The following is a 24,274-nucleotide window of genomic DNA, read 5'->3' as shown; positions in this document are numbered from 1 at the left end:
ATTTTATTTTTTTGATGTGACTAATAATTGACTTATATACCCTGAAACAATCAAAGTTACTACAGTACTTGCAACTACTAAAAGGAATATAATACTCCCCTTACTGAAAAGAAAAGACCCGTATTCCATGAGCCCTGTTGTCGAAGGGATTAAAAATAACGGTAAAAATACGATTAACTTTTCCGCACCTAACTCAAACCATTTTAACGGTAAAACGCGAGTGGAAAGGAGCAGGAACAGTATTAACATCCCTATTAAACTTCCTGGCATTGATAGATGGAATACTCCTTGAATCCACGTACCCACTAGGCTAAATACATATAGCACGCCTACTTGAAGTAAAAGCGTCACGTACTTCATTTCTTTCCCTCATTTCACTATCACACATCCATATTATGAAATCTCATTTAGCGTGTCGGCAAACCGTTTAATTCCAAGTTGAATTTGTTCTATATTCGCTCTACCAAACGTAAATCGTATATATTCATTTTTCGAACCTAAAACACTGCCCGGAACAAATGCGACACCATTCTGTATAGATTCACCTAATAAGTGATATTCATCAAACTTTCCTTTCACTTTACACCATACATGTATTCCACCCTCTGGCACGAAACATTCAACTCGTTCTCCCAATGTTCCTTCAAGCTCTGCAATTAATTCATCTCTTCTTTGCTTCAATTGTCCACGAAGTATCGTAATATGTGTATGGAAATCCTTTGATTCTAAAAATTGATTTGCTACCCACTGCGTAAATACACTATGGCCAAAATCAACTTGTTGCTTTGCATCTGCTAAACGCTCAATTACGCGTGTAGGACCAATTATCCATCCAATACGTAATCCTGATGCAACAATTTTTGATAATGAACTTATATAAAGAACATTTCCATTTTGGTCCATTGATTTTAATGTCGGGTTCACTTCTCCATTAAAAGAAATTAAACTATACGGATCATCTTCTACAATTGGTATACCGAACTCAGAAGACAGTTCTAAAATTTTTTTACGTCTCGCTAATGAAAGCACAGTACCCGTTGGATTTTGATAATCTGGATTCAAAAACACCATACGAATGCGATGCTTTTTGTGCAAATCGATTAAGTCATCTGGATTCATTCCATCCTTATCAACAGGTAAATGAAATATGTTTAAACCGGCCGATTTAAACATTGGGAGCGAAAAACAATACGAAGGATCTTCAATCGCAATCGCATCACCAGGTTTTAATAAACATTGAACGATAAGATTAAGCGCCTGTTGTGCTCCTGACGTAATAAGAATAGAGCTTGAATCTGCTTCAATTTGTTTATATTGCTGAACATGTGCTGCAATTGTTTTTCTCAACATCTCATTTCCAAGTGGATGGTCATAACCGAGGTTTTCCATAAATGTTTTCTCCGACAAAATTGTTCGAAATCTATCACTTGGAATTAATTCTGGTGACAGTTCACCGCTTGCTAAATTAATTAAATCATCTTTTTGTGTTTCCGTTCGAATTTGTTGAACGAGTGGTACGTTAGGTAAGAACGATCCATCCTCCACGTACCTACCCCAGTTCGGTATTCGTTTATGTAAGACACCCCATATGTCCGTATTGACCCGTGTTCCGCTTCCCTTTTGTCGTTCTACTACTCCAAGTGATTTTAATTCTTCATACGCAGCTACTATTGTACTCCGGTTCACCTGTAATTCCTTTGCTAACATACGCTCAGAAGGTAACTTACTATCAGAAGGTAATTCTCCTGAAGAAATGCCTCTTTCAATATAATCCGCGATTTGTTTATATACAGGTGTCTTATCTGCACGATTTGGTTTCCATTCCATATAGTTGCTCCCTCTCAAAACAAACTAATCTCAATTTATTACTAACAGTATTTACTCTAAAAATAGTATTAATTAGTCACATCTTCTTATCCGCAAATAGATATATCCAAAATGGCTCTTTTTCTGATTACTCGATACCTTCTAAAATTCCAACTTCATACTCTCATTTCAGTTCTTTTACAAACTATCAGATCATTACCGCATACCATGTTACCCCAAGCAGTAGAACAAAAAGAAGAAGAATATAGATTGCAGATAAGTTTTTCACATTTCTTTTTGTAGACTTACCATAATTATCCTCCACGTTTCTTGCAACTAGTACAGTCCCAAATAGCGATACAATTACAATAATAACGACTAGTGAAATTGCAAAACTCATTGTCTTTTCACCTCTCTAAGCCCCATCCATTTTAATTAAAGAACTTACATAAAAACCTTCCTCTTTAAAACGTTGATAACATACTACCTTTCTTCTCTTATCATAATAGATGTTTGTAAAAAGCGGACCAACCACTTTCGTGTTTTTTTGCTCATCCACTTTAAAAATAAAAAGCAACTGATCACTTAGGATCAGTTGCTTTTTTCACACGATAATTTTTCATTTAAAATTAATTCGATTTAAAAGTTTAGTCTTTTCATAATGAAACATCGACTGAGATAACTCGAAAATTGTTCCATTTACAAGATACACTGTATTTTCAATAAGAAGCGCCGGATCACCTTCATTTAATTCTAAAAGCTGTGCATTTTCTTTATTTACTTTTTCACAACTAATAACTTTATCAGCAAAACCAATATTTAATCGTAAATCTTCAATGAAATAACTGTATACAGAGCTTAATGCTATTTCTTCGTTCAAATATGGAATAATATCCTTTTTGAAATAACTTACTTCAATAGAGAACGGCTTAGCATCTACAATTCTTAAGCGCTTCAAAAAATACAACCTAGTTCCAGCTTCGCATTGCATTCGCTTTGCTATTTCTTCGTCCGCATCTATTACTTCAAGCTCTAACACTTTCGTTTCAATATTTTGTGAAACAAGATTTTTCGTTAATCCACGTAAACTTCCTAAATTAATGTAATCTGTTACAGAAGTTTCGCGTAAAAACATACCACTACCTTGTACTTGAAAAATATAACCTCTATTCACAAGCTGACTAATTACTTTACGTATCGTATTACGGCTTACTTCAAATCGATTCATCAACGCTTCTTCTGTAGGTAGTTTTTTCGTTTCATTAAAAAGCCCATCTCGAATGTTTTGCTCTAACATATCTGCAATTTGTTTATACTTTGCACTCATACACTTTCTCCTAAAATACTCTTTTATCTGTTATAACTCTTCCCCTCTCGTTTCGATCACATGTTTATACCAATGAAACGAAAGTTTCTTCTTACGTTTTAAGTTATCATTATGATCGACAAAAATAAAGCCATATTGCTTTTTATATCCATTTAACCAACTTAAAAGATCAATCACTGACCATGCATAATAACCTTTTAAATTAATTCCCTCTTCAATTGCACGCTTCATTACTTTTAAATGCGCTTCAATAAATTTAATTCTCGGAACATCTACAATTTCTCCGTCAATGATTGGATCTTCATCACCAAGTCCATTTTCCGTTACATACATCTTTATGTCACCGTAACGCGCTTTCAACATATGCAATCCCTCTAAGAAACCTTCGGGAGATATTTCCCATCCCCATTTTGTATATGTTTTATCATCCATTTTAACTGTTCGATAAAAACCATCAAAAGAAGGATTACCTGGAGCAAGCGTTGAGTTTTCTCGAGAATGTTCCTCACTCTTTATATCCATATCGTATCTTTCTACTCGTATTGGTTGATAATAATTCAAACCAATAAAATCATTTTCTTCTGCATTTTGTTTAATAATTTCTAATTCTTCAACCGTCCAATTAGGAGTCCACCCTTTTTCCTTTAATTGTTGTACAACATAAGACGGATACTCACCTTTTAAAACTGGATCATAATACCAATACGTTTCATATTCATTCGCATGATTTGCTGCTTGTATATTTTCTTTTTGGTTATCCACACTATAAGCAGGTAAGAAAACATGTGTAATCCCAATCTCACCATATTGTTTCAGCTGCTTATATACCGCAACTGTTTTCGCATGTGCATAAAATACATAATGAGTCGCTTGAAAATACTTTGGAACATCATTTTGTATTCCTGGTGGATGTGCACCTTTTAAATAACCTAGTCCACAAAACATTACTGTCTCATTAAAAGTAATCCAATGCTTAACTCTGTCACCAAATGCCTTAAAACAAGTTTCTGCATATTTTACGAAAGCCTCTGCTGTTCTTTTATTCGTCCATCCACCATCTTTTTCTAACGGTAATGGTAAATCCCAATGATATAAAGTGACAAACGGTACAATCCCGTATTTTAAACATTCATCAATTAAGTTGTTATAAAATTCAATCCCTTTTTCATTTACCTCTCCATCTCCAGTCGGCAATATTCTTGCCCAAGAAATAGAAAAACGATACGATTCTAATCCCATCTCAGCCATTAAGCGAACATCTTCCTTATATCGATGATAATGATCAACAGCTACATCACCATTTGTTCCATTGTATGTTTTGCCAGGAACTTTTGAAAACTCGTCCCAATTCGTAACACCTTTTCCATCTTCATTCCATGCACCTTCTACTTGATAAGAAGCTGAAGCAGCTCCGAATAAAAAATCATGTGGAAACTTCATAGTATATACCTCCATTTCATTACAACAAATTAAATTTAATGATACATTTATAATTTATTGGTACAAATTTTATATGTATGATTATATCTTATGTTTTTATTTTTTTCTATTATAAAAGTACAATTTATATTGTTGGTTATTGGAAAATAAAAAGAAGCGATATATTTTATCGCTTCTTACTCTCATCATCTTTATTCTTTTATTAATGACTTATTCGCTCTTATAACTTCTTGATACAATAATGGTGACCACTTTTCATTTATATAGTCTTGAATTACCCAGCCCACTCTCAAAGGATTCTTTTGTTTTATATAGTTTGCAATTTCAGGATTTATATAAGAGGCATAGTAATATGGACTATTCCATGCTGTACCACCAGAAGACAAGCTTGTAAAATTTATATATAGATGATTTAAATCCTCACTATTGTTCATCGTTTCATTCATCGTATCTTTAATAGATTTTACTTTCTCATCATAACTCACTTTATATTTATCTTGTACTGTTACATTTACATTTTGATTTACAGTTGTGGTAAACGTCTCATTATCTGGCCAATAAAAATTATTATATCCTCCAGATTCATTACTACCACTATATCTTTTTAGTAGTACAATTTTCCCACGAGCATCTCCAAGTTTTATATTTCCTTCTGTTTTTAAAAAGATAGGATCAACAAAATAATTTTTTTCAAACGTACTACTAAATGGACCTTCTGCCCCTTTCATATCCTCATACTCTTTTTTTAAAGACATAATAATCGTTTCACTCGGGTTATCTCTTAAAAATTGTTTCGCTTCGTTTATGAATTCATGCAGTGTTACATAAAGATATAATGGCCCATGATGAAGAACTATCGTATTATCATCTGTTAAACGTCCTCTTATATCAAAAATGCGAGCTCCATGGTCCATTTGATAGCGAAAATCATATTCTTGCGTCATTCCCCATACTTGCTTAATCGGATTTTGCAACTTGAACGTCCCACTATCGTGTGTTCCTGGAATTGAAATTCGTGCTAACGGGATACTATCAGGTATAGGTTGCATCCATTTTGATAAATTTTCAAGCTCATTAACAGAGCTAGCTGCAACTACTCTCTTATCATGTAAAGCAAATACAAATGTGATAAATATTGTACTACATATGAATAATTTCAAAATTAACTTCTTATTGCTCATTATTATCCCTCTCTTTTTCTGTTTTTACATCAAACTTATTGAATATAATATAAGCTAGTTCAGAAAAAATAAATAACATTTCATCAATATGAAATATTGCATAGAAGTAAAGTTAAAAAATCATTCACATATACTAAATTAGAAAAATTTAAAGGAACTTCATCTGAAGTTCCTTTTACTTATTTTATGTTCAATACGTATGAACCATCTTTATTCTCATATTTATAGACGTATAAATAATATTTACCTGGCTTTGCATTATAAGTTCCTTTAACTACATTGCCTTCATTTTCACCATATGCTACATAGTTATTTAAATCTGATTCATGATGAAGTACCCATGTCATTCCGATATTTTGTTCATTTAGTAAAGAAATATTAATATTTTCCGGCGAATCAATTTGGAAAGTAAATACATCTACTCTATCACTATTATGTAGCGTTCCTTTCACCGGTGTATGAAAGTTAACTTTATTTGCCTGTCTCGGCTCATTATTTGGTTCATTTTCTGTTACTTGTAATTCATTCCCAACGTTTGGTTTTCTTTGTTCATAGCCTAAGTTTACTAGTATAGACTTCAAATCTGGTAAAACACCAATTTTATCTGCATATGGATCTTTAGATTTTGTTCCTGTACTCTGGTTGCTTAATATTGCTCTTAGTTCACTAGGTCTATATGGTTGTCCTAAATTTTCTTTAGCAATGCTTTGTACTAAAGTCGCTGCCCCAGCAATAATTGGCGAAGCACTAGATGTTCCGCTAAAGCTTGAAGTATAAAGGTTTACAGCACTTCTACTTTGTTCAGCTGTAGTTGTATCTACATTTTCTCCCCATCCGTACACATCAATACGGCTTCCATAATTCGAAAACCACATACGTTCATGAGGGAAAGATGAAGAGCCAGCTCCTACCATAATTGCACCCGAATCTTTAAAATCTTTACTATTACGATTTAAGACTTGCTTACCCTTTCTATCTTTGAACTCATCTAAATCATTCCACCCATTTGCTCCGGCCTCTATAATTACAATCCCTTTATCTGTACCAGCACGAATTGCATCAAAGATATCTGGTTGTACTTCAACAGGTAAATATTTATCACCATATCCATCGAAAGATGCTTGCGCCTCTAACAATAAAACATCCCCAGCTTCTAACTGATTTACAGCGCTTAATATTGCATCAGCCGTATTATACTGTCCATTATCTCTTATTTGAGAGATAACCTTTGCTTTCGCTTTTGGCGCAATCCCAATATTCCCAACTTCATTGTCCTCAGAGGATACAATTCCTAGTACAGACGTCCCATGACCGACATGCTGATCTATATTTCTTCCAGACATTAACTCAATTTTTTGATGTAATAAATCCTCATGATTTAATAACCATCCGTATTCCATATCAACAAAAGTGATACCATTTCCATTACCGCCTTGAATTCCCCAGGCGAAAGGCGCATTAATACCGTATGGGGCCGCTTCAAGATAACCTTGTTTTTTAAATCTAGGATTGTTACTAGGATTAAGAGCTACACTTGATGATTGCACTTCAGGTGGCATTATTTTCTCTTGTTTCTTCATATACGCATCTTCTATTAAAGAAGATGCCTTTAACTTATCTACTATTTCTTCTTCATACCCACTATTTTGATTTTGAAGAATATAGTAGTTTAATAAACTTGTAGATACATGATTAGGTGCTTTCACTTCAAGGTTTTGTATTTGTTCCGGGCTTACAGATGTGAATAAACGAGTAAATGTTACATCTGGATATTCTTTCAAAAAATCTTTTATTACTTTATCATTCGTTTGAGATTGTATTTGTTTTTCAATACCATCTTCATATGGCAAATCCAAATCCGCTTTAAATTTTACAATGATTTGCTTATCTGTTTCTTGTTCTATCCCTGATTTAATCTGCTGTTCTATAGAATCAGCATGTACACTATTGATAGTACCCCCTGTTCCTAAAAGTGTTGTAATGATTACAGTTGACGCACACATTTTTTGAAATATTTTCATTGCATTAATCCTCCTATTAATAATTAATAATTAATCATTATATTAATCTATAATGATTTTATTTCTATAACGTATTCCCTTTCTACTAAATAGATTATAGTAATCAGAAATATGAACTTCAATGTATTTTCATATGCAATATTTCATATTCGGACTCTACACTACACGAAGATGAAACTTATAGTGATTATTTATTTTATATGTGCTAATATACTTACATTAATATATTACGCATATATACATTTCAAACTACATTACTTAATAGTTTCACCTTAATTTTTTCTTAGGAGGATTTACAATGAAATTACTAAAACTAAAACATATAATCCCTTTATCTGCAGCTGCAATTACATTCGTATGTAGTCAAAGCACAGCTGAAGCTTCTACCATTCATACAGTAAAAAAGAACGATACACTTTGGGGCATTAGTAAACAATACGGAGTTTCAATACAATCCATTAAACAGGCTAATAATAAAGGAAACGATCAAACCTTTATTGGCGAACAGTTACATATTCCAGGGTCCGTGAAATCAAATGAAATCACTGTTCCTCAAAACGCCAAGCCAGCCAACATTTCTGGACAAATTATTTATCAAGTACAACCGGGAGATTCATTAGAAACGATAGCAAGGCGTTACAATGTCACTGTCCAATCTATAAAACAAATGAACAATACAGTCGGAAACAAGCTTTATACAGGACAACATTTAAAAATCAACTCAAGCATTTCACAAAAAGAAAAAGACTTAATGGCACGCTTAGTTACCGCTGAAGCAGGTGGCGAATCCTATAAAGGAAAAGTAGCAGTAGCGAAAGTTATACTAAATCGTGTAAATGCAAAAGGTTTTCCAAATACAATAACAGGCGTTATTTATGAACCTATTAAATACGGATATGCATTTACTCCTGTTACAGATGGAAGAATTAATCAGCCTGCAAGCGCAGAAGCAAAAATGGCTGTAGAAGAGGCTATCTCCACAAATGGAGTACATTCTGACTGGCTTTATTTCTACAATCCAAAAACATCAACAGACAAGTGGATTACGACACGTCAAACAGTAGCAGTAATTGGTAACCATGTATTTGCTAAATAAGATTTAAAATCATTAACAGACCTCTTCACTTAAAAGGTCTGTTTTTTTCTATGTAAGATGTTATTAATCATATGACATAGTTATTTTTTAAACTGTTTCTTCTTTCAAATAAAAATTTTTGTATTTACTCCACCACTCGTAGAAATTAATAAAGCATCAAGTTCAAAAACTCCCACTTTATTAATAAAAGCTATTTCTTAACTTCATAAAATTGTTATACACTAGAAAAATAAAAAACAAACTATTCGTTAGCAGGTGGAAGAATATGTATGATGTTACGATTATCGGCGCTGGAGTAAGTAGCATTTTTATGGCTTATTCACTAGCTAAAAGTAACAAAAAAGTTTTAATTCTTGATAAAGGTAAAGCGCTAGAAGATCGCCATTGTCCTTTAGACGAAGGAAAAGTGTGTAATTGTACTACATGTGATAAATATTTCGGGTTTGGTGGTTTAGGAAAATCTGAAGGGAAATTTAATTATACAAACGGATTTGGCGGAGAACTTGAGAAAAAAGTCGGTAAAGAGGGTTTTATACAACTCATGGCTGAAGTAGATGAAATTCTATGTCAGTTTGGTGGAAGTTCGGTTTCAAAATATTCTACTGAAAATTCAAGTCTCACTAAGAGAGCTGAAGCGTGTGGTTTACAAATGCTAACAACAGAAGTAAGACATCTTGGTACTACACTTTCCAGTAACATTTTTCAGCAGCTCTATGAATTTTTACTGACGAAAATAAAGATCCAATTTCATATAGATGTACAACATATTCTGAAACAGGAAGATCATTTTACAATAGAGACAAATCAAGGAACAGTTCAAACTAAGCAACTTGTATTTGCAACTGGGCGCTCTGGGGCCGATTGGTTAAAAGAAATATGCAGTTCCCTAAATATTTCTCAGGAGCAAACACGTTTAGATTTAGGAATTAGAGTAGAAATGAAAGAACATCAATTACGTTCTATATTAAAAGATACTTTTGAAACAAAACTTTCTTATCAAGGTGAGCATTTCACAGCAACTACTTACTGTATGAATCCACAAGGCCGCATCATTCGAAAGTACGAAGAAGGTTTAGTTATGCCTGACGGTCAAAATTTTCGAGAGCAAGGAACTGGCACTTCTAATTTAAATTTCACTTTATTTATTCCTCGCTATTTTCCAACTCTCAAAGAAGCAAATGTATACGCAAGTTCAATTATTAAAGACATTAACCAAGGACGAGATCGGATTGTTATACAGCGCTTAGAGGACTTACTAAAGAAACAACCTACGGCGGAAAACAGCATGGAGCATAATCGTATACACCCTACACTACAGGGGGATTATGGAGATTTGAATCAAGAAATCCCTCAATTATATATTGAAGGGCTCAAAGAGTTTTTATTACGCTTAGAACAATTTATACAAGAACCGATTGATAAAGATACTTTGTTATATGGAATTGACGGAAAGTTCTATGCTCCTACGATAAAACTCAATAACTATTTTGAAACAAGTGTGCATGGGCTATTTTTAATTGGAGATTGTTCAGGCGTTACGCATTCATTATCTCAAGCAGCTGCAAGTGGTCTGTATGTTGGAAAGTACTTATCTGACATTTAATTTCTATCATTAAAATGTCAGTCAAATATTTTTAATTTCAAAACACTTTACTCATATATAGTAAAAGTATATTAATAAGCCCCCTATCCTTCCCGGCTAATGATTAACCGACAAAAAATCAGGATTTTACAAAATACATATGTAATATAACTGTATATTTAAAACGATTGGCATTCAATTCTAATAAATTGAATGTCAACAGTTTTAAAAGTCTCTATCCATTTTCACTTTTATTTGTTCGATATTTTGTAACATCATCATAGTGTTTAATATGGTAGGATGTCTATAAGTCAATTTCACTACAACTATGACTTTTTCTGCCCGTTTCTCAAAAAGAGTTATATTTATGCTACTACGCTTTAAAAATCCCCATTGTATGTATATGAATACTTCAAATTATTCCCTTTAGAAAACAAAGTCTACATGGTTCATTCCATTCTAATAGTTATAAAAACATAATATATAACTTTAGTTAAATAAATTATATAAAGAAGGTGTAAAAATGAAGAACAAAATAAATTTACAGATGCAAAATATAAGTTTTGTTATAATAATGGCTTTAGCAGTATGGTTAAAAACATATCTTATTACGCGATTCAGTTTTGATTTAAAAATTGAGTCTTCAACGCAAGAGCTTATTTTATTTATTAGCCCTCTAGCCGCATCATTAGCGTTTGTTGGATTAGCATTATTTGCAACTGGTAAAAAGCGAAATTATATAGCGCTCTGTATTAATTTCTTATTAACAATCGTACTTGTTGGAAATGTAATGTTCTATGATTTTTATAGTGATTTCGTTACATTACCAGTACTTGGACAAACCTCAAACTTTGGCCAATTAGGCGGCAGTATTATAGAAATATTAAACTACAAAATTATACTCGCATTCGTAGACATTGTTTTCTTCTTTATTTTATTAAAAAAGAAATCATTGGTCTTTAAAACAGAACGTGTAACTCATTCTACGCGCTTTTTATACTTTCTTTTAACGATTGGTGTATTCTTTGCGAATCTACATCTTGCAGAAAAAGAGCGCCCTGAATTATTAACAAGATCATTCGACCGAGTCATGCTTGTCAAAAATTTAGGCTTATATACTCACCAAGTATATGACTTAACACTGCAAGTAAAAGCTGGGTCACAAAAAGCACTTGCTGATAGTAGTAAATTACAAGAAACTGAAAACTACGTAAAAGCAAATCAAAGCGAGCCAAACCCTAATATGTTTGGTGCAGCGAAAGGAAAAAACGTAATTGTCGTCACTCTTGAATCCTTGCAAACCTTCTTAATAGGCGCATCAGTGAACGGGCAAGAAGTTACACCATTCCTAAATGAATTCATAAATGAAAGTTATTACTTTGATAACTTTTTCCATCAAACTGGTCAAGGGAAAACATCCGATTCAGAATTTCTAATCGATACGTCGTTGTATCCATTAAATCGAGGAGCTGTATTCTTCACACACGGTAACAATGATTATACTGCAACTCCAGAAATTTTACGTCAACAAGGTTATTTCACTTCTGTATTTCATGCAAATAACGCAACATTTTGGAATCGTAATATTATGTACTCCGCTCTTGGTTATGACCGTTACTATAATGAACTTGATTACAAAATCACACCAGAAACAAATTTAAATTGGGGATTAAAAGATATCGAATACTTTGATCAATCAGTAGATATATTAAAAACTGTTAATCAACCATTCTATGCTCGTTTCCTTACTTTAACAAACCATTATCCATTTACGTATGATGAAGATACAAAATTCATTGAACCATACACCTCTGGTAATGGCGTATTTGATCGTTACATCGTAACAGCACGTTACTTAGACGAATCCATTAAAAAATTTATTGAACGTCTAAAGGCCGAGGGGCTTTACGATAATTCTATTATTGTGTTATACGGTGATCATTATGGCATTTCCGAAAAACATAATCGTGCAATGGCACAGTTTTTAGAAAAAGATCAAATAACAGAATTTGATACTTTAAATTTACAACGTACACCTTTATATATTCATATTCCAGGACAAACAGAAGGTCAAACTATTTCAAAGCCTACGGGACAAATCGATATGAAACCTACTATTCTAAATTTATTAGGTGTTGATTCTACGAATGATATCCGTTTTGGCCATGATATGTTTTCAGATGAATATACTGGCTTTGTTGTTTTACGTGATGGTAGCTTCGTTACAGATAAGTATGCATACAAAAACAACACTTTCTACGACCGTATAACAGGTGAAATTGTAGATTTACCAAAAAAAGAAGCTCAAGCCCTCATTAAACGTGCACAAAATGAATTACGAATGTCTGACAAAATTATTGAAGGCGATTTATTACGTTTCTCAGAAAGCAATAAAATTAAAACTGGCGAAGTACAAACTAAAATTAAAGAAACAGAAAAATAATCTATATATGAAAAAGGAGCAACTTATTACAGTTGCTCCTTTTACTTTCTTATAACACATCAGATCGTGTATATACAAAATCTGATGTGTTTACTTTTATTCTACGCTTGTTTCTAAAGCTACATCCGTATAGGTATTATCATCACCTATATTTAAAATTACTTCACATTGACGCAATCTCAATTCAAAGAGCATGATAGAATCATGATAGATTTCAGGATTTGATTTCATCTTATGTAACATCTCTTGTTTTTCTTGTATTTCTAAATGCGTGTTTTCTACAGCCTGCTTTAAGGAGTTAAAGGGATTCCTAAAGAATATATTAATATCTCGCTCTTGTGTGTTTTCAAACAGCTCAAATTGCAAGAAAAATTTCTTCATAATAGAAGCCGTTACTTCAGTATAATCTTCATTTTCTACATACTGTTTATATTTGTTATATAGCATAGATTTATTTTTAGGAAGAACTCCAAATAATTTACCGGCACTTTTCAGTAAAAATTGTGCTGGCGTAAATCGACGTAAAATATTTACTTCATCCATTTGTATTTTAGTCGTCATCCTGTCAGTATCTCTGCGCCAGTCATCAAGCACTTTAAAGTCACATTCTAACTGTATTCTATTTTCTCCAAATAGTGAATTAAGCCCTTCACTAAGTTCTTCTAAATACGTTTGACTTTGAAGAAGCTCATTATTAGAAGTTGCAATCCAATTTTGCATAGAAAGAGCAAGATTAGGTAATACAGTTTGTTCTAAATATTTATGCACTCTTTCATTCATTGCTTTATTTAGTTCCGTATCCATGTGCCCGAAATCACTTTCTTCACTAATTAAATTAGAAGAGCTCTTTAATATCTTCGGAATATTTTCGGTAAGATCATTTGTAATTTCAGTCTTCATTGAACGATATGATTGTGTAATGAAATGAATTTTTTCCCTCTCAAATGCAGTAAGGTTATTAATGCTACCGTTTAGTTTCACTAGCATATCTTCATTCCAATTAATAGCATCCACCAGATTATTTTCTTTCTCAACACGTTTATCCAAAAGATATGTAATTGTTTTTCGAATGAAAAATAATAACTTTTCAGTACGTTCTGCATCGATATTTTTATGATTAAAGTTAAAATGAATAAACTCGATTAGACCATTTAATTGTTGACTACTTGTATATAACGAGGAATAAGGGAAAATTCTCGCATACGGGAAATATGTATTTATTCTCGTTGCCGTATCATGTAATACCCTTTTCACTTCTGCTTCACTGTAAATGTTATCGATTTTATTTAATAAGAAATGAATTTGTAAATTTGGCGTATGTTCTTGAATACTTAATAGAATATCACGTTCTTTATCAGTAAAAGGTGAATCCGCATTCAATACGAATAGTAATTCGTCTACAGAATTTAAATATTCGAATATCTCATCTCTAGTGTCGTTATTTCTATTAAAGCCAGGTGTCACTACAAATGTAAGTTTATTTTCATTTAAAAATCTGCATGGTAATTTAAATTCAACACACGCTCTATCTCTATATGTTTGATGGTGCTGAGACATCATATTATGGTAATCAGTGATATCTTCCGTTGTTGTAATTGCTGAGTCTGTTATAGCGTTTATTTCTATATGAGCATCATTTTTTAAAACTACTACATTTGAAATTGATTTTTCTAATATATTTTCTCCTAATATAGAGTTAATAAATGTAGTTTTTCCGTTTCCTGAAGTTCCCGTTACTAAAATACGATTTGTTCTTAAATCTGCGAGCTCGTCAACTAACCACTTAAATCGGTGACCTATTTCTATATTCTGCTTTTGTGCCCACTGTGTAATAGATTCAAAAAGGTGTAAGCTGTACTCTAAGCCATTTACATGATTAATAGAATGTGACAGTAAGTTTTCCGCATGTTCTATATTTGCTGAATCTATTTTGGAAGGGAAAATCTCATCCCATGCCAATACAGCTGCAGATGGAAATACAGCATAAGATGGATTGACTACCTTTAACCAGTTTGCTAACAGATTTGGTATGATATCGTCTAATTGTCTAAGCGTATATTGACCTTGAATTAATGCAAAGTACGTTTCTTCGTAAAGAGCAGAAACTTTGTTCCATATATCGGACGAATGTATTTCAATATGTAAGAAAAATTCATTTATTGTATTAAGCCATAATAAATAATTTGGTTCATCTTTATAACTGTTCCAAAGTGATGAAACCATTTGTGTAAATTGTACTTGATCTACATTATTTAATGTAGCTAATGCATCATAAAAATAGTCTGGTGAAATATGTTTAGTAAACCCTTTATCGATATATCCTTTTAACACCTCAAACCAAGGATACGATTCTATTCGAATTAACTCATTCACAGCAAGCTCTACTGCACTATCAAAATCTTGCTGTTCCTCATAAAAGGAACGGGCAATTTTTGTGACATTCGGATAATCAGGATTTAAAGAAACTGCTTCTTTAATAACACCGAAAGCTGAGTCAAAATTATTTTGCTCAATGTAAAGAGAAAGTAATTGTAGTCTAATTTCGGTCATCAATATTTTATTATCAGTAGTAATGGAAGTATAAATATTTTCAGCATCTGGTAATTGATTAAGTTCGAAATAAGCATCCGCAATATTTTTTTGTGCCCATGGTGCTAATTCATTACTAACCTTCTCCCATTTAAAAATAGCTGCTTCAAAATCTTGATGACGATAATAAAATTCACCTTGCGCAAAACGAATATAAGACCCATCAGAAATCTCATTTTTTTCTTCGTTTACATAAGCTTGTCCAAGTACGTCAAGAGTTGGTTTTGTTTCATTCTCCATTAGGAACGTTTCATAATACATCTTTTTTATTAATTGTTTTTCTAATCTCATCTTTTCCCCCACTATATCTTGAAAATAAATTTTTAAGATATGTCAATGCTTTTTGTATGTATGCTTTTTATCTTAACAAAGAATATCTTTTGGAAAATTTCATTTTCCTTTCATTTTTCAAGTTAGATTGAATTTTTATGAGAAAAGTTTCAGTTTTTTTTCAATTCCCTTTCAGTTATGAAACAGCATTAAATGTTCCTAATAACCTAATAACACTATAATATTCCACATTATATTATCAAGAAAACCCCATATAAACCATATTATAAAAACAATCTATATTGAATTTATATGCATAATTCACTGTACTATCAAACAAAAAAACAACAATAGGAGCCAACAGCTATTCATACCATTTCTTTCTTAAATTGTTTTCCTTTAAAATGTTTCAGTAGTTATGTAATTAAATTCCATTAACCTATATAAATAACTAGTCCAAAAAATATCTATATGCATATCATGTTATAGTAAAGAATTTAGGAGATCCTAAAAGGAGGCATTTTCATGTTTGAAGATAAATCTAAAATAAATTACCCATATGAATTTACTGAAACTACAACAGTTCCTCTAAAGAACCCCATTGACAAAAAATTCAAGAACGGTACAGATACACATAACTTCCCAATTAAGAAGCACTATAAAGAGCAAGTTCTATACACTGAAAAAATCAATAATAATCAAAATAAGTAATTGTATAGATCCTTATAACAATTAGCCAAATAAGAAGCAACATTTAACCATCCATAATTATTTGGTTAGTAATGTAGAAATCTTTATTATACAATTCATGCACCTTTTAAAAAGTGCTGTATACAGCGCTTTTTTATACATAGATAAATTTAAGCTAATGCAACCAAGAAATAAACTGTGAAATTACTTCAGCATATTCTCGTTTAACTATTAAATCTACATATTAAAAGGGAGCAACAGTAAATGTTGCTCCCTTTTGAAATGTAATCTATTCACTCTACATAACCCTCTTAAACATCTTCTCCAACTCATAAGTAGAATGATGCACAAGAATCGGTCTTCCGTGTGGGCATGTGTATGGGTTTGTTGTTGTACGAAGTTCTTCCAGTAAAGCAAATATTTGATCGTTCGTTAAATATTGATTTGCTTTAATGGATGCTTTACAGCTCATCATGATAGCTGCTTCTTCACGTAACTTCTTAATATCAACTTTTTTTAGTTTAACAACTTGCTCCATCATTTCATCGATAATTTCTGTTTCTTGTCCTTTCGGGAACCACGTTGGATGCGAGCGGACGATAAAGGATTGATGGCCGAATTGTTCTAAAAATAGCCCGACTTTTTTTAGTTCTTCTAACTGTTCTTCGACACGTAAAAATTCAGTAAGAGATAGATCAATACGGTACGGTACAAGTAACTCTTGTACTTCTTGCGCTACCCTTCCTACTTTATCACGGAAGTATTCATAATTAATACGTTCCTGCGCAGCATGCTGGTCAATCATATATAAGCCTTTATCATTTTGAGCGAAAATATATGTTCCATGCATTTGTCCAATTGGATAAAGCGGTGGTAAGTCATTCCCGTTCATTTCAATCTCTTTTATTTCCCGAACTTCTTCTTCTAATTCCTCTAGTTCAAAGTCCTCTTCATTACTGTCCCACGATTTCTCTTCTTGAATTGGTTCTTCGATTATCGGTTTAGTGGATGGTTGCCAACTTTGTTCTTCTCTCACGAGCGACTGTGGTGGTTGCCATTCTTGCTTCGGTGGTTGCCAAAGCTGCGCTGGCTGTTTCACAGTCTGCGGTTCTTCTTGTTTTGCATCCATGCCAGTCGGTAAAATGATGTCCGGCATAGATGGTTCTTTCGGCTTCGCATGCTCAAACTGGAACTGTTCTTGCACACTTTCGTCTTTTTCTTTTTTCTTCGTTGTTACACCTGCATCTGGAATAAGCTGTATTTTTTTAAATGCAGCTTGCAATGTTTCTTCGATCAGCTTTAGCAATTCTTGTTCTTTACTAAAACGAACTTCTAACTTCGCTGGATGTACGTTAACGTCAACTAGCATTGGATCCATTTCAATCGATAAGAAACCAATTGGATACCGGCCAACTGGCAGTAATGTATGGTATCCTTGCTGAATTGCTTTCATTAATACAAAGTTTCGAACGTAACGACCATTTACAATCGTTGACATATAATTACGAGATGCTCTCGTTACTTCTGGTAATGTTACATAGCCTTTAATTGTAAAGTCTAAAGATTCGGCTTCAATTGGAACAAGCTTCTTCGCAACTTGAATACTGTAAATCGATGCAAGTACTTGTCTTACATCACCGTTACCTGACGTATGAAGCAATTTCTTTTCATTATGAAACAGTTTTAACGATACCTCTGGATGTGACATTGCAATACGATACACGATATCTGTAATATTTCCGAGCTCTGTATGAATGGTTTTCATATATTTAAGACGCGCTGGTGTATTAAAGAATAAGTTTTGTACTGTAATATCTGTTCCTTTTCGGCTCGCAGTCTTCTCTTGCTTTATAATGTCTCCACCTTTAATAATAAGGTGTGTACCAGGCGCATCACCTGTGCTAGTAATTAATTCTAATTCACTAACTGAGGCAATACTTGGCAATGCCTCACCGCGGAAACCGAGTGTTCTTATGCGGAACAGATCGTTTTCATCTTTAATTTTACTCGTTGCATGGCGTTCAAAAGCGACGATACAGTCTTCTTCTGCAATACCATCACCGTTATCAATGATACGAATTTTCGATAACCCAGCTTCTTCTAAGTGGATTTCAATAGATGTACTATTCGCATCGATAGAATTTTCCACAAGTTCTTTTACGACTGAAGCAGGGCGCTCTACTACTTCCCCTGCCGCAATTAAGTTAGAGAGTTGGTCATCGAGTTTGCGAATTTTCCCCATCTACTTACTCATCCTTTCTTTAACTTTTTCTGTAAGCGATACAATTCGTTCATCGCTTCTAAAGGTGTCATATCAAGTAAATCGATTTTTTTAATTTGCGCCAGTACTGCTGTTTCTTTTTGATCTAGCAGAGGCTTTTCTTGTTTCTTCGAAGACTGTTCTCCTCCAAAGAAAGATAGTTGCGATTCTTCTTCAGTCTCTACTTTCGTTTCCTGTATTTCTGCTATTTCCTCTTTTACAACTACAGGTTCTGGAGCAGCTTCTTGTACTTTTACTTCTACTCGTTTTGGAATAATAATTTCTTCCTGTCCTTCTAGCTGTGCTAACACTTCTTTCGCACGAGCGATTAGGCTATCTGGAAGCTCCGCAAGTTGCGCAACGTGAATTCCGTAACTTTTATCAGCTGCTCCATCTTGAATTTTATGAAGGAATACTACTTTTCCATTCTCTTCAATTGCTGAAACGTGTACATTTTTCAGTTGATCTAAACTCTCTTCTAACACCGTCAATTCGTGATAATGCGTAGAGAATAACGTTTTTGCACCAATTTGGTCATGAATATGTTCAATAATCGCTTGTGCAAGTGCCATACCATCATACGTAGATGTACCGCGTCCAATTTCATCGAATAAAATTAAACTTCTTTCTGATGCGTTTGCAATTGCATTTTTCGCTTCTAACATTTCGACCATAAATGTACTTTGACCTGAAATTAAATCATCCGCTGCACCAATTCTCGTAAAGATTTGGTCAAATACAGGTAATACTGCTTCTGTTGCTGGTACGAAACAACCGATTTGCGACATAACCGTTACAAGTGCTAATTGTCTCATATACGTACTTTTACCAGACATGTTCGGACCTGTAATTAAAAAGACATCCATATTCTCTGGCATAATACAATCATTCGGTACATACAATTTCCCGTTCAATACTTTTTCAACAACAGGATGACGACCATCTTTAATAAAGATTTCGCGCTTCGTTGTCAGTACAGGTTTTACAAACTGTTCTTCTTCACTAACTGTCGCAAAACTTTGCAGTACGTCTAATTCACTAATTACTTTCGCTAAATGTTGTAATTTCGGAATAAATACTTTTACTTCTTCACGAAGTGCTGTAAATAAATCGTATTCTAGCTGTACAATTTTTTCTTCAGCTTCTAAGATTAACGTTTCTTTTTCTTTCAGTTCATCTGTAATGAAACGTTCAGCATTAGCAAGCGTCTGTTTACGCTCATAGCGACCTTCTGGAAGTGCTGCAAGATTCGCTTTCGTTACTTCAATGTAGTAACCGAAAATACGGTTGTATCCGATTTTTAATGATTTAATTCCGGTAATATCACGTTCTCTTTTTTCAAGCTCAGCAATCCACGTTTTCCCGTTTTTACTAACGTAACGATATTGATCAAGCTTGTCATTATAACCATCTTTAATAATATCTCCATCTTTAATCGAAAGCGGTGGGTTTTCTTGAATACTTCTTCCTAGTAATTCTGTTAAGCTTTCACATGGATCTGCACCTTGAATTAATCTCGATGCATAAGCGTTATCTAACAAACTAATTGCTTCTAAAATAGCTGGTACTTGCAGCAATGAACGTCTTAATTGTAATAAGTCTCTTGCATTTACGTTACCAAATGCAACTTTTCCTGCTAAGCGTTCTAAATCATATACTTCTTTTAACTTTTCTTTTAAATCTTCACGTAAGAAGTAATCATTTACAAACGTTTCAACCATTTCTAAACGCTCTTCAATTCTTTCTTTCTGTATAAGTGGACGTTCCATCCACTGTTTTAACATACGACCACCCATAGCTGTTTTCGTCTTATCCAATAACCATAATAGTGATCCTGTTTTCTCTTTCGTTCGAAGTGTTTCTGTCAGTTCTAAATTCCGCTTTGAATGTACATCAATTTTCATAAATTGATTCGTATAATAAATTTCTACTGGTTGCAAATGATCTAAAGAACGTTTTTGTGTTCTTATTACATAGTTAAATAAGCGTCCAACTGCTTTAATTAATTTTGCTTGTGAAACATTTTTCACAAGATGTTCTAATCCTTCCGGAATTGCCGTTGCATCTTCATACGAAATCGTCATTTTCAATGTTTCAGTTAACTTGTTTAGTTCATCTTTAGAAAATGAAGAATCAACAACAATTTCTTTCGAACCAGTTGCATACACTTCTAATAAAATATCTTCTACTGAACCAGTCAATAACGTTACTGTATTTTGTCCAGTCGTTAAGTCGTTACAAGCTAATGCATACGATCCATCTTCAAAATGTGTTAATGCGGCTAAGAAGTTATTTTCTTTCTCATCAATTGTACGCCCTTCCATCATCGTTCCTGGCGTAATTAATTGTACTACTTCACGACGTACTACACCTTTAGCTGTTTTCGGATCTTCTACTTGCTCACAAACAGCTACTTTATATCCTTTTTCAACAAGTTGTTCAATATAGTTTTTAGCCGCATGATACGGTACACCGCACATTGGTATACGTTCACTACTACCGCCATCTCGGCTCGTTAATGTAATTTCAAGTTCATGAGCTGCTTTTACAGCATCCTCAAAGAACATTTCATAAAAATCGCCTAAGCGAAAAAATAAAAAGGCATCTTGATAATCTGCCTTAACCTTTAAATATTGCTGTATCATAGGCGTATATTGAGTCATACTTTTCCTCCATAATTCTTACATGATAATCTATTTTCATATATGTCGCATTTCACGGACACTCTTATCTCCTATTTCAGGAGTCTTTCTTCATTATAACATATTTCATAAAGAATCATGTTCATTCAGCGCCACTTATGTAAAGTAAAAAGCTAGGAAGAACTTCTCCCTAGCTTTCTATTACTCTTCTTCTGCATCAACGATAAAGTTCGGATCTAATTCTTCAAATTCATCATCAGCAATTTGGAAATCATCATCTGATTCTACGCAGCCTTCAGGATTTACACTTACACAAATTTTCGTTTCTCCAACTACTTCTGTTACAAATTCACGTTCTACAGTTACAACAATTTTATTACCATTTGGTGATACAAGTGCTTCTAAACAATTTGGCGGCTGAATAACACGAGCAATAATTTCTAAATCGTCACCAGAAAAGTTTTTATCACGATAACCAATACTTACTTCGTCCGTATAGTTCACACGTTCTGTTACAACTTCAGTCTTTGTATTTCCATCAAATGAATACCAAGTGTTCACATCATAGAAACCTTCAATTTCCACATGTTTTCCATTCTTTCTTGCTTCGTACGAGTGGTTAATTACCCAGCACCCTAAAATACTTGTTGGCTCATTATTCGATTCACATGTATGCGTTGACTTTGTATACTTACGTCCTTTTCCAACCACTGCTTTTGTAATAATCTCTCTAAATTCGGACATTCGTAACCCTCCTCAATCACTATTCACTTAATCATATGCGTGACAATAGCGGAATGTGTCATTCTTTTTTTGAGAAGAACTTACGTTTAATCCACAAAAAAAAAGAGATGTCAATATGACATCTCTTTAACAACCACAATTTCCTTTTTTACTTTCTACCGCTGCGCCAGTTTCACCCTTTAGTACATCGCCACCAGTTGAAATTAATATTTCATCTGTTACGTTGTTAGAAATTGTACTAGCAACTAACTGTAATAAGTCATTTACGTATGTTTGTGAAGATTTAAATTGTTGTACGACTGGAATACTGTCTAACTTATCTTGCAATGCATCAATTTCAGCTTCTACCTTTTTTAAAGCTTCCCATTTCCCGTAATGTTGCAAGTTTACTGCTTGTTTTTGCAGTGCTTTAATTTCATCGATTGCGCGCTTTACATTTTCATTTTTATGAATTTGCGCCTCTGCTTTCTTAAAAAAATCAACTTCTTCTGTTTCAGAAATCATTTTTGCTAATTCTTTCGCTTGTTCAACAATGTCATCTTTCGAATATACTTTCATCTATTATTTCACCTCAATCGGCTCTTCAACTAATTCCCCGTTAAGAGACCAAGTTTTTGCTTCCGTTATTTTCACTTTCACAAGCTGACCAATTAAAGATTTTGAAGCGACGAAGTTTACAAGTTTATTCGTACGAGTATAACCTGCAAGTACTTCCGGATTATTTTTACTTTCCCCATCAACTAACACTTCTACAATTTGACCTTTGTAACGACTATTCTTTTCAATTGCTAACGTATTTACTAGTGTATTTAAACGCTGAAGACGTTCTTTCTTTACTTCCATCGGTACATTATCTTTCATTTTTGCAGCTGGTGTACCTTCGCGAGGAGAATAAATGAATGTAAAGGCAGTATCAAACCCTACTTCACGATATAACGACATCGTTTCTTCAAATTGCTCATCTGTTTCATTTGGAAAACCAACGATAATATCTGTTGTTAATACTACATCTGGAATTGCTTCTTTAATTTTTCTTACAAGTTCTAAATAATGCTCACGCGAATATTTACGTGCCATAATTTTCAGCATATCTGTACTTCCAGATTGAACTGGTAAATGGATATGTTCTACTAGGTTGCCACCTTTTCCAAGCACTTCAATTAAGTGATCATCGAAATCACGTGGATGGCTCGTTGTAAAACGAATACGGGCAATATCAACTTTACGAAGTTCGTCCATTAAATCGCCAAGACCGTATTCTATATCTTCAAAGTCTTTACCATATGCATTTACGTTTTGTCCAAGTAACGTAATTTCTTTATAACCATTTGCAGCTAAATGACGAATCTCTTGGATAATATCTTCTGGACGTCTACTTCGCTCTTTTCCGCGTGTATACGGTACAATACAATACGTACAGAATTTATCACAGCCATACATAATATTTACCCAAGCTTTAATATCACCACGACGTACTTTCGGAAGGTTTTCAATTACGTCACCTTCTTTTGACCATACTTCAACTACCGTCTCTTTCGAGAACATCGCATCTTTTAGAATGTACGGTAGTCTATGAATATTATGCGTTCCAAATACCATATCTACATGCTGATTTTTTTGCATAATTTTATTTACAACAGATTCCTCTTGAGACATACAACCACATACACCAATTAAAAGGTCTGGATTTCTTCGTTTGAGTGACTTTAAATGGCCTAGCTCACCAAACACCTTATTTTCAGCATTTTCACGAATTGCACAAGTGTTTAATAAAACTACATCTGCATCCTCAGTTGAAAAAGTTGGTTCATATCCAAGTGCTGTGAAAATACCTGCCATTACTTCCGTATCATGCTCATTCATTTGACAACCATATGTACGAATATAGAACTTTCTTCCTGTACCAAAATTGCGAAACTCTTCAGGTAAGCCAAAATCCCGTTCAATTTTAACTTCTTCTTTCCCACGCTTTTTCGCATCCTTTAAGGAAGGTGGTTGATATACACTTTCAAAGTATTTACTATAATCTTTCTCTTCTTTTTTCATAGAGGAATTTGCTTGTTGACTTGCTAATCGTTGTTGCTCGTTCATCGGTAATCTCCTTTCACCCTTAACTATACACACTCTATAGTCCATTTTAATGCGCTTAGACTCACCTCAAAAATGGTTAGATAGCTGGAGAG

General features: G+C 33.5%; 17 protein-coding genes. 4 read left to right on the top strand and 13 right to left on the bottom strand.

The window, feature by feature from the left end:
• Positions 1 to 3: 3 nt before the first annotated feature.
• From EBQ15_RS20915 to EBQ15_RS20885, 7 genes are all read right to left on the bottom strand, one after another.
• Positions 4 to 360, bottom strand: a complete 357-nt coding sequence (locus EBQ15_RS20915) for a CidA/LrgA family holin-like protein (protein ID WP_000878489.1) — start codon at positions 358 to 360, stop codon at positions 4 to 6.
• Positions 361 to 393: 33 nt separating this feature from the next.
• Positions 394 to 1,827 (bottom strand): MocR-like pyridoxine biosynthesis transcription factor PdxR, encoded by a 1,434-nt coding sequence (gene pdxR, locus EBQ15_RS20910; RefSeq protein WP_000454983.1) that lies wholly within the window; start codon positions 1,825 to 1,827, stop codon positions 394 to 396.
• Between the two features lie 187 nt (positions 1,828 to 2,014).
• Positions 2,015 to 2,206: a hypothetical protein gene (locus EBQ15_RS20905; protein ID WP_000006452.1), complete on the bottom strand. Its 192-nt coding sequence runs from the start codon at positions 2,204 to 2,206 to the stop codon at positions 2,015 to 2,017.
• 219 nt (positions 2,207 to 2,425) lie between these two features.
• Complete coding sequence (locus EBQ15_RS20900) at positions 2,426 to 3,133, bottom strand: GntR family transcriptional regulator (protein WP_001274901.1); 708 nt, start codon at positions 3,131 to 3,133, stop codon at positions 2,426 to 2,428.
• 30 nt (positions 3,134 to 3,163) lie between these two features.
• Positions 3,164 to 4,573, bottom strand: coding sequence for a glycoside hydrolase family 1 protein (locus EBQ15_RS20895; protein WP_000671637.1), 1,410 nt, complete (start codon positions 4,571 to 4,573; stop codon positions 3,164 to 3,166).
• Between the two features lie 191 nt (positions 4,574 to 4,764).
• Positions 4,765 to 5,754, bottom strand: a complete 990-nt coding sequence (gene plcA / locus EBQ15_RS20890) for a phosphatidylinositol diacylglycerol-lyase (protein WP_000066294.1) — start codon at positions 5,752 to 5,754, stop codon at positions 4,765 to 4,767.
• A gap of 179 nt (positions 5,755 to 5,933) precedes the next feature.
• On the bottom strand, positions 5,934 to 7,775 hold the full coding sequence (locus EBQ15_RS20885) for a S8 family peptidase (protein ID WP_000689189.1): 1,842 nt from the start codon (positions 7,773 to 7,775) through the stop codon (positions 5,934 to 5,936).
• A 298-nt stretch (positions 7,776 to 8,073) separates the two neighbouring features.
• On the opposite strand from EBQ15_RS20885, the gene EBQ15_RS20880 reads away from it, so the two are divergent.
• From EBQ15_RS20880 to EBQ15_RS20865, 3 genes are all read left to right on the top strand, one after another.
• Complete coding sequence (locus EBQ15_RS20880) at positions 8,074 to 8,871, top strand: cell wall hydrolase (RefSeq protein ID WP_000771175.1); 798 nt, start codon at positions 8,074 to 8,076, stop codon at positions 8,869 to 8,871.
• Between the two features lie 265 nt (positions 8,872 to 9,136).
• Positions 9,137 to 10,474 carry an NAD(P)/FAD-dependent oxidoreductase gene (locus tag EBQ15_RS20875; protein ID WP_000272400.1) on the top strand — a complete coding sequence of 446 codons (1,338 nt, stop codon included), beginning with the start codon at positions 9,137 to 9,139 and terminating at the stop codon, positions 10,472 to 10,474.
• A gap of 502 nt (positions 10,475 to 10,976) precedes the next feature.
• Positions 10,977 to 12,896, top strand: coding sequence for an LTA synthase family protein (locus EBQ15_RS20865; RefSeq protein WP_000791037.1), 1,920 nt, complete (start codon positions 10,977 to 10,979; stop codon positions 12,894 to 12,896).
• 96 nt (positions 12,897 to 12,992) lie between these two features.
• On the opposite strand, the gene EBQ15_RS20860 is transcribed toward EBQ15_RS20865, so the two are convergent.
• Positions 12,993 to 15,776: a dynamin family protein gene (locus EBQ15_RS20860; protein ID WP_001235301.1), complete on the bottom strand. Its 2,784-nt coding sequence runs from the start codon at positions 15,774 to 15,776 to the stop codon at positions 12,993 to 12,995.
• A gap of 504 nt (positions 15,777 to 16,280) precedes the next feature.
• Here EBQ15_RS20860 and EBQ15_RS20855 point away from each other — a divergent pair.
• Complete coding sequence (locus EBQ15_RS20855) at positions 16,281 to 16,466, top strand: hypothetical protein (RefSeq protein WP_000461136.1); 186 nt, start codon at positions 16,281 to 16,283, stop codon at positions 16,464 to 16,466.
• Between the two features lie 277 nt (positions 16,467 to 16,743).
• Here the strand turns inward: EBQ15_RS20855 and mutL are convergent, their stop codons facing one another.
• The 5 genes from mutL to miaB all read right to left on the bottom strand — a co-directional run bounded on the left by mutL (position 16,744) and on the right by miaB (position 24,182).
• Positions 16,744 to 18,687, bottom strand: a complete 1,944-nt coding sequence (gene mutL / locus EBQ15_RS20850) for a DNA mismatch repair endonuclease MutL (protein ID WP_000516456.1) — start codon at positions 18,685 to 18,687, stop codon at positions 16,744 to 16,746.
• An 8-nt stretch (positions 18,688 to 18,695) separates the two neighbouring features.
• The gene (mutS, locus tag EBQ15_RS20845; protein ID WP_000196027.1) at positions 18,696 to 21,368 is read right to left on the bottom strand and encodes a DNA mismatch repair protein MutS; all 2,673 of its coding nucleotides are present in this window, start codon (positions 21,366 to 21,368) and stop codon (positions 18,696 to 18,698) included.
• A 180-nt stretch (positions 21,369 to 21,548) separates the two neighbouring features.
• The gene (gene cotE / locus EBQ15_RS20840; RefSeq protein ID WP_001288799.1) at positions 21,549 to 22,091 is read right to left on the bottom strand and encodes an outer spore coat protein CotE; all 543 of its coding nucleotides are present in this window, start codon (positions 22,089 to 22,091) and stop codon (positions 21,549 to 21,551) included.
• Between the two features lie 126 nt (positions 22,092 to 22,217).
• Entirely contained in the window at positions 22,218 to 22,649 is a 432-nt protein-coding gene (locus EBQ15_RS20835) for a YlbF/YmcA family competence regulator (protein ID WP_000870461.1), read from the bottom strand.
• Between the two features lie 3 nt (positions 22,650 to 22,652).
• On the bottom strand, positions 22,653 to 24,182 hold the full coding sequence (gene miaB / locus EBQ15_RS20830; RefSeq protein ID WP_001005375.1) for a tRNA (N6-isopentenyl adenosine(37)-C2)-methylthiotransferase MiaB: 1,530 nt from the start codon (positions 24,180 to 24,182) through the stop codon (positions 22,653 to 22,655).
• Positions 24,183 to 24,274: the final 92 nt, after the last annotated feature.

The sequence above is a fragment of the Bacillus sp. 2D03 genome (genome assembly GCF_003946765.1).
Classification (GTDB): domain Bacteria; phylum Bacillota; class Bacilli; order Bacillales; family Bacillaceae_G; genus Bacillus_A; species Bacillus_A cereus.
The sequence above is the reverse complement of the archived record's forward strand: the minus strand, read 5'-3'. Positions and strand labels throughout refer to the sequence as shown.

Bases quoted from the DNA above. Each gene is read 5' to 3' on its own strand.
- EBQ15_RS20915 (WP_000878489.1), bottom strand. From the start codon at position 360: ATGAAGTACGTGACGCTTTTACTTCAAGTAGGCGTGCTATATGTATTT.
- pdxR (WP_000454983.1), bottom strand. From the start codon at position 1,827: ATGGAATGGAAACCAAATCGTGCAGATAAGACACCTGTATATAAACAA.
- EBQ15_RS20905 (WP_000006452.1), bottom strand. From the start codon at position 2,206: ATGAGTTTTGCAATTTCACTAGTCGTTATTATTGTAATTGTATCGCTA.
- EBQ15_RS20900 (WP_001274901.1), bottom strand. From the start codon at position 3,133: ATGAGTGCAAAGTATAAACAAATTGCAGATATGTTAGAGCAAAACATT.
- EBQ15_RS20895 (WP_000671637.1), bottom strand. From the start codon at position 4,573: ATGAAGTTTCCACATGATTTTTTATTCGGAGCTGCTTCAGCTTCTTAT.
- plcA (WP_000066294.1), bottom strand. From the start codon at position 5,754: ATGAGCAATAAGAAGTTAATTTTGAAATTATTCATATGTAGTACAATA.
- EBQ15_RS20885 (WP_000689189.1), bottom strand. From the start codon at position 7,775: ATGAAAATATTTCAAAAAATGTGTGCGTCAACTGTAATCATTACAACA.
- EBQ15_RS20880 (WP_000771175.1), top strand. From the start codon at position 8,074: ATGAAATTACTAAAACTAAAACATATAATCCCTTTATCTGCAGCTGCA.
- EBQ15_RS20875 (WP_000272400.1), top strand. From the start codon at position 9,137: ATGTATGATGTTACGATTATCGGCGCTGGAGTAAGTAGCATTTTTATG.
- EBQ15_RS20865 (WP_000791037.1), top strand. From the start codon at position 10,977: ATGAAGAACAAAATAAATTTACAGATGCAAAATATAAGTTTTGTTATA.
- EBQ15_RS20860 (WP_001235301.1), bottom strand. From the start codon at position 15,776: ATGAGATTAGAAAAACAATTAATAAAAAAGATGTATTATGAAACGTTC.
- EBQ15_RS20855 (WP_000461136.1), top strand. From the start codon at position 16,281: ATGTTTGAAGATAAATCTAAAATAAATTACCCATATGAATTTACTGAA.
- mutL (WP_000516456.1), bottom strand. From the start codon at position 18,687: ATGGGGAAAATTCGCAAACTCGATGACCAACTCTCTAACTTAATTGCG.
- mutS (WP_000196027.1), bottom strand. From the start codon at position 21,368: ATGACTCAATATACGCCTATGATACAGCAATATTTAAAGGTTAAGGCA.
- cotE (WP_001288799.1), bottom strand. From the start codon at position 22,091: ATGTCCGAATTTAGAGAGATTATTACAAAAGCAGTGGTTGGAAAAGGA.
- EBQ15_RS20835 (WP_000870461.1), bottom strand. From the start codon at position 22,649: ATGAAAGTATATTCGAAAGATGACATTGTTGAACAAGCGAAAGAATTA.
- miaB (WP_001005375.1), bottom strand. From the start codon at position 24,182: ATGAACGAGCAACAACGATTAGCAAGTCAACAAGCAAATTCCTCTATG.